Genomic DNA, 11,043 nt, shown 5'->3' with positions numbered 1-11,043 from the left:
GGCCGCCGATGTCTATGCCGAAAAGGCAGGCGAACGGCGGCTGATCGCCACGCTGACCGGCACGTTGGTACCAGTGTAAGGCGCGTCAGGCCGTCAGGCCCTGCGGCTCCTCCAGCCCATTGGCCCGGCAGCAGGCGGTCAGCGTATTGGCCAGAAGGCAGGCGATTGTCATGGGGCCCACACCACCCGGAACAGGGGTGATCGCACCCGCAACCTCGGCGCAGCTGTCAAAATCCACATCGCCCACCAGGCGCGTCCCGCCCTCGGGCTTTTCGATGCGGTTGATGCCCACGTCGATCACCGTCGCACCCGGCTTGACCCAGTCGCCCGGCACCATCTGCGGACGACCGACCGCCGCCACCACGATGTCGGCGCGGCGCACCACATCGGCCAGATCTTTCGTGCGCGAATGCGCGATCGTCACCGTGCAGCTGTCGCCCAGCAGAAGCTGCGCCATGGGTTTGCCCACGATGTTCGACCGGCCGATCACAACCGCGTCCATCCCCGACAAGCTGCCATGATGGGCCCGCAGCATCATCAGACAGCCCAGCGGCGTGCAGGGCACCATGCTTTTCTGCCCCGTCCCCAGCAGCCCCACATTCGAGATATGGAACCCGTCCACATCCTTGGCCGGATCAATCGCGTTAATCACCAGATCTTCGTTCAGATGGCCGGGCAGCGGCAGCTGCACCAGAATGCCATGGACCGCCGGATCACTGTTCAGTTGGTCGATCAACGCCAGCAGATCGGTCTCCGACGTATCAGCCTCCAGCTTGTGCTCGAACGAATTCATGCCCACTTCGACCGTCTGCTTGCCTTTCGACCGGACATAGACCTGGCTTGCCGGATCCTCGCCCACCAGCACAACAGCCAGCCCCGGCGTGATCCCATGCGCGTCTTTCAAGGTTTTGACATGCTGCGCCACCTGGGCGCGAACATCGGCGGCAAAGGCTTTGCCATCAATCAGCTGTGCGGTCATGGATCGGTCCTGAGTTAATCGCGCCGGAATTCAACCCGGTGGGTCCAGCTATGACCATCGGTGATGATCAGGCTGTCGAATTCCAGCATTTGAAGAAGGTCGTAAAAGGTTGCAACGGTCTGCAGCTCTTCTTCCTGAAAAAGAGGGCTGCTGCGAATGTTCGACGTCATCTGCGCCATCACCGCGCGGGCGCGGTAGATCGTGCGGAAGATCTCGTCATCCAGGGCCACGACGATCAGTTCCGTCGATGCGGTGCCCTTTGCGGAAAAGATATATCGGGGCGATTCCGGGGCTGACAGCTGCGCCTGGGTCAACTGGGTCAGGAAGTCGATCCGCACATCGCGGTTCGATCCCGGCCGGCGGATGACGCGGTCGAACACCTCGGTCGAGGTTACAGCGGGGTAATAATATCCGACATGGCGTTCACTGGCGGCCGCGGATGTGGCGCCAAGAAGGGCTGCAAACATCAGCGCACGGATCATGTGTCATCTCCTGAACAAAGGGACAATGCACGTTCATCCCAAAGCTTTGCCCGTTCCGCAACCGAAGCCTGCAGGGATGGCGAAGATGTCAGTCCCCGCCGCCCCTGTCTGTCAGACTTAGAACAGCCCTTCGATCTGCCCGTCTGCGTTCAGATGGATCGTCTCGGCCGCCGGGACGCGCGGCAGGCCGGGCATGGTCATGATCTCACCGCACACGGCGACGACAAACCCCGCACCGGCCGACAGGCGCACTTCACGCACCGGCACCGAATGGCCCGTGGGCGCACCGCGCAGGTTCGGATCGGTCGAGAAGCTGTACTGCGTTTTCGCCATACAGACCGGCAGATTGCCATATCCCTGCTCTTCCCACAGTTTCAGCTGATCGCGGATCTTCTTGTCCATCAGCGCCTCGTCCGCGCGATAGATGCGTTTACAGATCGTCTGGATCTTGTCGGCCAGCGACATGTCATCGGGATAGATGGGCGAGAAGTTGGCCACATTCGCATCCGCCAGTTCCGCCACCTTGGTTGCCAGATCGGCCGAGCCTTCGGATCCCAGCTCCCAATGGCGGCTCAGCACGGCTTCGGCACCATGTTCGGCGACATATTCCTTGATCGCGGCGATCTCGGCATCGGTATCGGTGACAAAGTGGTTGATCGCCACGACCACCGGCACGCCGAAGGATTTCAGGTTCTCGATGTGGCGGCCCAGGTTCGGGCAGCCTTTCTTGACCGCATCCACGTTTTCCGCGCCCAGATCGGCCTTGGCCACGCCACCATTCATCTTCATCGCGCGCACGGTGGCCACGCAGACCACCACCGACGGGGCCAGCCCCGCCTTGCGGCATTTGATGTTCATGAATTTCTCGGCACCCAGATCGGCCCCGAAACCTGCCTCGGTCACCACATAATCGGCCAGCTTCAGCGCCGTGGTCGTCGCGATGACCGAGTTACAGCCATGCGCGATATTCGCAAACGGGCCGCCATGCACAAAGGCGGGGTTGTTTTCCAGCGTCTGCACCAGGTTCGGCTGCATCGCGTCTTTGAGCAGCACGGTCATCGCGCCATCGGCCTTGATGTCGCGCGCATAAACCGGCGAGCGGTCACGGCGATAGGCCACGATCATGTCGCCCAGACGCTTCTGCAGATCGCTCAGATCCTTCGCCAGACACAGGATCGCCATGACTTCCGACGCCACGGTGATGTCAAACCCGCCTTCACGCGGGAAACCGTTGGCCACACCGCCCAGCGACACGTTGATCTGCCGCAGCGCACGGTCGTTCATGTCGACCACCCGGCGCCAGACGACGCGGCGGGTGTCGATCTCCAGCTCGTTGCCCCAATAGATGTGGTTGTCGATCATCGCCGACAGCAGCGAATGCGCGCTGGTGATCGCGTGGAAATCGCCTGTGAAATGCAGGTTCATCTCTTCCATCGGAACGACCTGCGCATAGCCACCGCCAGCAGCCCCGCCCTTCATCCCGAAGTTCGGACCCAGCGAGGCTTCGCGAATGCAGATCATCGCCTTCTTGCCGATCCGGTTCAAACCATCGCCCAGACCCACCGTGGTGGTCGTCTTGCCCTCGCCCGCCGGTGTCGGGTTGATCGCGGTGACAAGGATCAGCTTGCCGTTCTCACGATCCTGGACCGAGTTGATGAAGCTTTGGCTGACCTTCGCCTTGTCATGGCCATAGGGCAGCAGGTCCGCGCTGGGAATGCCCAGTTTATCCCCGATCTCCTGGATCGGTTTCTTCTGCGCCTCGCGGGCGATTTCGATGTCGGATTTGTAACCCATGTGATGCGGTCCTGATTGATCTGTCCCTGTCGAAGGCGTGACTGCGCTTCGTTACAGATCCCGGCATAGCCTTGGCGGTTTCCCGCGACGATATGGATTCCGACACATTCACGCCGTGAAACGGCGCAGACCGCCCCAACCGTTTCGGATCGGAAACCGATGACGCCTCAGGGCGCCCAGGCGCGCTGATCAGGGATAAACAGCGTCAGCGCATCGCCAATCTTCAGCGCGCCGGGCCGTTCCACCCAGGCGGTCACGCCCCGCCTGCCTTTGGCCGCGTCCTTGAAGGCCGTGCCATGGCCCGCGTGATCCTGTTCGATCTCGCGGCCCGGCAGGATGCAGGGGCGGTTTTCCATGTCGATGGTCAGGGTCGCGCCATTGGCCGCCTGCAGTCGTGAAGACGGTGGGATATGGGTGAAGTCGGGAATGCCCGACAGGATGATATTCGCCCCCAGCAATCCGGGGTCCAATGCCTCCAACCCGATCTGCTGGGCGATGGCGTCCATCTCCTCCCGGCTCAGGATCGACAGCTGGCGGACATTCCGGATCTCTGTCCCCTTGGGATAAAGGTTCTTCACCCGCACGCAGGAGGGGCGGTTCTCCCCCTCGTGCCGCGCGCCCGAGATGCCGTGAAAGCCCAGCTCCAGCGCGTCCTGCGGCGCGGCCCGCAACGATGCCTGCCCGGGCGACACCCCCAGCCAGGTGATGGTTGCGGTATATCCGCTGTCGATCAAGACGGGCATGCGCGCTCTCCTGCGGTGATCCTACGCGCCCGAGAGCGCCCGAAAGCCGCGCCCATGTCAACCAGCCCCGTGCTCACGCATTGCAACAAAAGAAAACGGGGCGCCCGAAGGCACCCCGCTGCGTTTATCATCTGTCGGATCAGACCGACGGTTCCGGCTCCATGCCCCCGTCAGGAGGGCTCTTCTTGGCCTTCTTGGTCTTCGGAATGGCGGTCACGCTGGGTGCGCTGCCTTCGTCCGAGCCTTTGTCCTCATCATCGCCCGCGTGGGGCGGTTCGCCCTTGATGACGCGTTTGATTTCTTCGCCGGTCAGGGTCTCATATTCCAGCAGACCTTGGGCCAGCCGGTCCCATTCGTCATGGCGTTCCTCAAGGATCGACTTGGCGCGGTCATAGGCGTCCGAGATGAAGCGCTTCACCTCTTCCTCAATCAGCTCCTTGGTATGGGCCGAGACCGAGAAACCAGCCGTGTTGCCCTGATATCCCTCATGCGCCTCGGCATAGTCGATATTGCCCACCTTGTCGGACATCCCCCAGCGCAGCACCATGGCGCGCGCCAGCGCCGAGGCCTGCTGGATATCGCCCGCAGGCCCGTTCGACACGTGATCCTCGCCGTATTTCAGGATTTCCGCCGCCTTGCCGGCCATCGTCATGGCAAGCTTCTGCTCGCATTCATCCTTGTGCCAGTTCAGCCGGTCAATCTCAGGCAGCGACACAACCATACCCAGCGCGCCACCGCGCGGAATGATCGTGGCCTTATAAACCGGGTCACATTCCGGCAGGGCAAGCCCCACCACTGCGTGGCCAGCCTCGTGATAGGCGGTCTTTTCCTTTTGATCGGCCGTAAGGACCATGGATCGCCTCTCGGCCCCCATCATCACCTTGTCCTTGGCGTTCTCGAAGTCCTCCATCGTGACAAAGCGGCGGCCCACACGCGCGGCCATGAGTGCCGCCTCGTTCACAAGGTTCGCCAGATCGGCACCGGAGAAACCCGGCGTCCCGCGCGCGATGATCCGCAGATCCACGTCCGGTCCAAGAGGTGTCTTGCGCGCATGCACGCCCAGGATCTTCTCCCGGCCCTTGATGTCGGGGTTGCCCACGGTGACCTGACGGTCAAACCGGCCCGGACGCAGAAGTGCCGGGTCCAGAACGTCTTTACGGTTGGTGGCCGCGATGATGATCACGCCTTCATTGGCTTCAAAGCCGTCCATCTCAACCAGCAGCTGGTTCAGTGTTTGCTCACGCTCGTCGTTGCCGCCGCCATACCCGGCACCACGATGGCGACCCACGGCGTCAATCTCGTCGATAAAGACGATACACGGCGCGTTCTTCTTGGCCTGTTCGAACATGTCACGCACACGCGATGCACCCACACCCACGAACATCTCGACAAAGTCCGAGCCCGAGATGGTGAAGAACGGCACGCCCGCCTCACCCGCAATGGCCCGCGCCAAAAGCGTCTTACCGGTGCCCGGAGGGCCCACCAGCAGCGCGCCTTTGGGGATCTTACCGCCAAGCCGCGAGAATTTCTGCGGATTGCGCAGGAATTCCACGATCTCTTCCAGCTCTTCCTTGGCCTCGTCGATGCCGGCGACATCGTCAAAGGTCACCCGCCCATGCTTTTCGGTCAGCATCTTGGCCTTGGATTTGCCAAAACCCATCGCGCCACCGCCGCCGCGACCCTGCATGCGGTTCATGAAATAGATCCACACACCAATCAGCAGCAGGAACGGCAGAAGCGAGATCAGGAAGGCCTGAAAACCCGATTGCTGTTGCTGTTCGGCCCGCACGGGGATGTCATTCTCGATCAGCAGGCTGGTGATCTCGGCATCTTCGGGCTTGATCGTGACGTAATCCTGACCGTCATTGCCACGGAAGCGCACCTGCTCCCCGTCCAGGGTGACCTGGCTGACATCGCCGGCCTCAACCGACGTCACAAACTCCGAATAGCTGATTTCGCGGTTCTGCATAGTGGTGCCAGGACCGCTGAACAGATTGAAAAGCGCCAGGATCAGCAGAAACAGAACGACCCAAAAGGCGATATTACGTGCATTTCCCAAGGAAAAATCTCCTAAGATTTGGGGCCAAGACGTGCCATCGGCCCTCAGACTCATAAGATAGAGAGGATCGGCCCGGGTTCAATGCGATAATATCGACGCAAAGAACTCTTCGCCGCCGCCGATCAGCTCGATCCCGATCTTGCCGGTCATCCCGGCCTTCGGGGCGGCAACCAGCCGATCCCCCTCCCAGATCGACGGTGCCGAGACAAGCGCCGCATAGGGCCTGCCGGTCTGCCGCCAGTCGCCGCATTGCTTCAACCCGCCCTTTCCCAGGGCGCGCAGGGTCAGTGTTGCGTCGACGGGCCCCGATCCGGCCACCTTCCAGCGCCTGTCCCAGGTTTCGGTCGCGGCAACCGACAGCTCGCGCACGGCGTTGTATTCCCGGCAAATCCAGACCAGCCCGGCATGCGACATCAGCAAGCAGCCATGCAACGTGGTTGTCTTGCCCCCGCGGATCGCGGCCAGCGCGTCGCTGACGGCCTCCCGCCGCGGCTGGTATGGCCCGCCCCCGATCCAGCACAGCGCACGGGTCAGCAGGCGGCGGGCGATCTCTTCGGGAAGCGTGCGGAAATGGCGGCGGTCGATCAGGACGTCGCCCCCATCCAGCTGAACGGCCTCGCGCGCGGCGATAAAGGTATACCAATCAAGCGCTTCGCGCGCACGCGCCATGTTATGGGCCACATCCGAAAGCGCCTGCGCCGTCAGCCCCAGCTCGGCCAGCTGAGGCGCGGCAGCGCGCAGGCGCACCCGGTCGAACCGCGGGTCGTCGTTGCTGGGATCCTCGATCCAGCTGACGCCATGATCCTTCAGATAGGCCCGCAGCGCCGCACGGGTCAGATCCAGAAACGGCCGGACGATCGTCACCCCATGCACCACGCGCCTGCGTGGAATCCCCGCCAGACCATCCACGCCCGAAGACCGCGCCAGCCGCATCAGGACCGTTTCGGCCTGATCATCGGCGGTATGGCCCAGCGCCAGCACGGCGATTTCGTTGTCCCGCGCCCAGCGGGTCATCAGCCGATAGCGCGCCTCACGCGCCTGGGCCTGCAGGTTGCCGCTGCCGTCCCGGCCTTCCCAGCGCAGAATGTGATGCGGCACGTTGAGGCTTGCGGCGATCCGGGCGACCTCTTCGGCCTCCTGCGCTGCCTCTGCGCGCAAACCATGATCGACGGTGACGGCAAAAAGCTGCGTGTTCAGCGACGGGCAGGCCTGCGCCAGCGCATGCAGCAAAGCAACGGAATCGCTCCCGCCCGAGACTGCTACGCCCAGCCTCGCTGGCGGATTGGCACGAAATTCGTGATGGATCCGATCAATGATATCGGTGTGATCTTTGGTCAACCACACCCCAGATTGGTCATTTCCGCCTGCGCACTGCTCACGGCGGGCGATGTGGGATAACGCACCGCCACCTCGCCCAGTGTCACGCAGGCCTCGCGAGTCTTGCCCAGCTTGCCCAGGGCCGTGCCCAGTTCGAACACCGCCTGCGGGGCCACCGGCCCGTCTGGCGAGGTGGTATAGCTTTCCAGGAAGGCACGGGCCGCTTCGCGCGTATCGCCCAACTGATTAAGCGATTCCCCGCGCAGATAGGACACCTCTGCCGCCAGCGGACTGCCGGGATAGGTCTGGTTGAACCCCTCCAGAAGCGTGACCGCCTGCGCGTAATCGCCCGCATCCATCGCATCCTGCGCCGCGCGGAAATCGGCCTCTTCCCCCACGGCCAGTTCGGTGGGGTTGGTGTTGGGCTGGGGCCGGATCGTTGGCTCAGCGGTTTCTCCGCCAAGGGTAGTCGTCTCGCCCAGCTGGCTGACATCGCCGCCTTCAAGCTCGACCAGGCGGAACTCAAGGTCTCCGATGCGGTTGGTGCCGTCCTGCACGATCTGTTCCACCCGGAACGACAGCTCCTCGGTGCGCGCGGTCAGGCGCTGCAACTCGCCCTCGATGGCGTTCAGGCGGTCCAGAACCGTTTCGCCCGCCACATTCACGCCGGGCGCGCCGGTTGTCGACAATTCGCGCTTCAGACGCTGCATTTCGACATAAAGCACGGTCAGTTCCTGCCGGATATCGGCCAGCGTCTGGTCGTCCTGCGCCACAGCCCGGATGGGCGTCAGCGCCAGGCACACACAGATTGCAACAAGACCCAGCCCCTGTTTCATCGGATTACCCCGTCAGCCCCGTGGCCAGCACCGTAACCGCCCGGCGGTTCTGCGCATAGCATGCTTCTTCTGAACACACTTCCACAGGCCGCTCCTTGCCATAGCTCACCGTGCGCAGGCGCGAGCCCGGAATGCCCATCTGCACCAGGTATTCCCGCACCGCCGTCGCGCGGCGCGCGCCCAGGGCGATGTTGTATTCCCGCGTGCCCTGCTCATCCGCATGGCCTTCGATTGTCGCCGAATAATCCGTGTTGGCCAGAAGCCAGTTCGCCTGCGCCTGCAGGGTCGCCTGGGCCTCGGGGCTCAGCGTGGACTGGTCCACCGCGAACAGGACCCGGTCGCCCACCACCTGCTGGAAATGCGCGGGCGAGGTCGGATCGCTGGCCGTCCCGGCAGCGCCGGCCGCGCCGTTCAGGTTGACGTCATTGCTTCCGCCATTCCAGCCGGTCGCATTCGAACAGGCGCTCAGGCCCAGAACAGCGGTCAGAAGCGCTGCTTTCGTGAAAGGTGTCATACTCTTTGCCTCGATATGTTTGGTTTCTTGCTGCGTTTTTATCATATTGATAATGCCTTGTGAACGAACCGTGACAGGCACCGCCTAATTCTGAAGCGGCGACCAGGACGGGTCCGATGCCCCTTCGGGCGTACGTACCGGTTTCAGATTGCGCCCGGTGATATCCACCGAATAAAGCGAGACGGTCCCCTGTTCGCCGCGCGTTTCGCGGGCGAACATGATCACGCGGCCATTGGGGGCCCAGGTGGGGCTTTCATCCAGGAAAGACGCGGTCAGCAGCCGTTCCTCGCTGCCATCCACCCGCATCACGCCAATGTGGAAGCGGCCCTTGTTCTGCTTGGTGAACGCGATCAGATCGCCGCGCGGAGACCAGACCGGCGTGCCGTACCGGCCCTGACCGAAACTGATGCGCTGCGCCTCTCCGCCACCCACAGGCATGATATAAAGCTGCTGGGTGCCGGACCGGTCGCTTTCAAAGACGATCCGCGTGCCATCGGGCGAAAAGCTGGGCGCAGTTTCGATCGACGGCGCGCTGGTCAGGCGCTGGGTCTGGCCGCTGCGCAGGTCCAGCTTGAAAATGTCGGTATTGCCGCCCTGGGTCAGCGAATAGACCACCGTATTGCCATCAGGCGCAAAGCGCGGTGCGAAACTCATCGTGCCGGGCTGCTGCTCCAGCACGCGGCGCTGAACCGATCCCACATCCAGAACGTAAATCCGCGGCTCTCCGGTGGCGTAGGAGGTATAAAGCACCCTGTCGCCCGTGGGCGAAAACCGCGGCGCCAGCACGATCGCGCCCGCATCGGTCAGATACTGCACATTCGCGCCGTCATAATCCATGATCGCCAGCCGCTTGCGCCGCTCGTTCTTGGGGCCGCTTTCGGACACAAAAACAACCCGGCTGTCGAAATAGCCCCCCTCGCCGGTGATCCGGCTATAGACGGCATCGGACACCTTATGCGCCATGCGCCGCCAGCCTTCGGGCGGGCCCACGAATTGCAACCCGCTGCCCAGCTCGGCATTGGAAAACACGTCATAAAGACGGAACTGCACCACCAACTGCCCGCCCTGCAACGCCACGGAGCCGGTGACCAGCGCCTGCGCGTTGATCGCCTTCCAGTCGGCATATTGCACCGGCGCGCCAAAATCGCTGACCTGGCTGATGAAGGCCGTGGCCGGGATTTCCCGGAACAGCCCCGTGCCCGACAGATCCGACGCGATCACCCGCGCGATATCCTGGCCGTATTGCGCGGCCTGCGCCCCCGCCGGTACGAAATTGGGCACCGCGAAGGGCAAGGGTTCGATCACCCCTTCGGTGATTTCAATCCTCAACGGTCCGGTCTGCGCCTGTGCCTGCGGCGCCAGAAGCACCGGCAGGGCCAGCAAAACCAGAATGATACGCATGAAAAAGGTCATTACCTGATCCTCATGTTTTCGGGATTGAATGTCATTTCAATTTCTCGCCAGTGGTCATATTTCTCCACCGGCAGGGGGAACCCGCGTGCGCCACAGCGGATGATCGCCCGCCGCGCGGCCTCGAACGCCTGACGCGCGGCACTTTCCGGCCCGCCCGAGAAATCGAGCATACGGATGGAACTGGCCACGGGCCGTCCGTCTTCCTGCATGTCGACGGCCACGACCACGGTGGTCGACAAGGCCGCCGTCGACAGCGATCCGACATTCCAGCAATTCGACACCGACACGCGCAGCGCGTCGCGCTCCCCGGCCGACAGCGGCGGGCCGGAGGGGGCGCGCGGCGTCTCTGCCCGCGGTTCGGAATTCTCGGCCAGGGCCGCAGCCACGGCATCGTCTACCGCCGCCGCCGTGCGATCCGGCGTGGGTTCAGGTTCGGGCGCCTCGGCCACGGTAGGGCCGCTGGGGCGGGTTGTAGGGCGCAGCGACCGGATGGGCGCGCCCGCGGGCTTTTCGGCTTCGGTCACGATCTCGGGCGCGGCCTCCTCCGGGGCGGTGGCCTCCTGCGGGTCGCTCGGCGTTGCCGTCTCGCCCTCTTCGGGTACGACCGCTTCACGCTCCACCTCGTCGGGGGCGGCTTCGGGGTCAGGCGGGGCGACAGCCTCCGGCGCCACCCGTTCCGAGGGGCGCGGCTGCGGCGTGTCGCTGGGCGGCAGCGCAGCCGCCACTTCCGAGCCCGGCTGGCTCAACTCCGGCGCTGTGTCGGTGACATCCGCCGGCTGCAGCGGTTCCGGCGTGGCGATGGGCGTTTCATCCGGCGGCGGTGTCTCCGCCGTCTCGGGCTGCGTGCGCTCAGGCTCCGCATCCGGCGTCGGCGCGACCTCCGGCGCGGGTGTCGGCTCCTCCGGC

The 11,043-nt window shown here is 63.6% G+C and carries 10 protein-coding genes; all 10 read right to left on the bottom strand.

All coding sequences use genetic code 11. The features are described 5' to 3' along the window. Window positions 1-85 precede the first annotated feature (85 nt). Window positions 86-979 carry a bifunctional methylenetetrahydrofolate dehydrogenase/methenyltetrahydrofolate cyclohydrolase FolD gene (folD, locus tag TR61_RS18575; protein WP_050932027.1) on the bottom strand — a complete coding sequence of 298 codons (894 nt, stop codon included), beginning with the start codon at window positions 977-979 and terminating at the stop codon, window positions 86-88. Between the two features lie 14 nt (window positions 980-993). Further along, window positions 994-1,461: a hypothetical protein gene (locus tag TR61_RS18570; protein ID WP_050932026.1), complete on the bottom strand. Its 468-nt coding sequence runs from the start codon at window positions 1,459-1,461 to the stop codon at window positions 994-996. 117 nt (window positions 1,462-1,578) lie between these two features. Next, the gene (locus TR61_RS18565; RefSeq protein ID WP_050932025.1) at window positions 1,579-3,255 is read right to left on the bottom strand and encodes a formate--tetrahydrofolate ligase; all 1,677 of its coding nucleotides are present in this window, start codon (window positions 3,253-3,255) and stop codon (window positions 1,579-1,581) included. A gap of 167 nt (window positions 3,256-3,422) precedes the next feature. Continuing rightward, the gene (locus TR61_RS18560; RefSeq protein ID WP_050932024.1) at window positions 3,423-3,998 is read right to left on the bottom strand and encodes an MOSC domain-containing protein; all 576 of its coding nucleotides are present in this window, start codon (window positions 3,996-3,998) and stop codon (window positions 3,423-3,425) included. 139 nt (window positions 3,999-4,137) lie between these two features. Then, window positions 4,138-6,057: an ATP-dependent zinc metalloprotease FtsH gene (gene ftsH, locus TR61_RS18555; protein WP_050932023.1), complete on the bottom strand. Its 1,920-nt coding sequence runs from the start codon at window positions 6,055-6,057 to the stop codon at window positions 4,138-4,140. Window positions 6,058-6,135: 78 nt separating this feature from the next. After that, window positions 6,136-7,401: a tRNA lysidine(34) synthetase TilS gene (gene tilS, locus TR61_RS18550; RefSeq protein WP_342669450.1), complete on the bottom strand. Its 1,266-nt coding sequence runs from the start codon at window positions 7,399-7,401 to the stop codon at window positions 6,136-6,138. Beyond that, window positions 7,392-8,210, bottom strand: coding sequence for a tol-pal system protein YbgF (ybgF, locus tag TR61_RS18545; protein ID WP_050932022.1), 819 nt, complete (start codon window positions 8,208-8,210; stop codon window positions 7,392-7,394). The genes tilS and ybgF overlap by 10 nt, the downstream gene beginning before the upstream one ends. A 4-nt stretch (window positions 8,211-8,214) precedes the next feature. Beyond that, window positions 8,215-8,724 (bottom strand): peptidoglycan-associated lipoprotein Pal, encoded by a 510-nt coding sequence (pal, locus tag TR61_RS18540; protein ID WP_050932028.1) that lies wholly within the window; start codon window positions 8,722-8,724, stop codon window positions 8,215-8,217. An 84-nt stretch (window positions 8,725-8,808) separates the two neighbouring features. Further along, window positions 8,809-10,137, bottom strand: coding sequence for a Tol-Pal system beta propeller repeat protein TolB (gene tolB, locus TR61_RS18535; RefSeq protein ID WP_050932021.1), 1,329 nt, complete (start codon window positions 10,135-10,137; stop codon window positions 8,809-8,811). Further along, window positions 10,137-11,043 (bottom strand): hypothetical protein (locus TR61_RS20220; protein ID WP_050932020.1); only part of this gene is annotated, 907 nt, incomplete at its 5' end. The genes TR61_RS20220 and tolB, both read right to left, overlap by 1 nt.

This window comes from Aestuariivita boseongensis (assembly GCF_001262635.1).
GTDB classification, from domain to species: domain Bacteria; phylum Pseudomonadota; class Alphaproteobacteria; order Rhodobacterales; family Rhodobacteraceae; genus Aestuariivita; species Aestuariivita boseongensis.
This window is presented reverse-complemented; position numbering and strand designations above follow the sequence as displayed.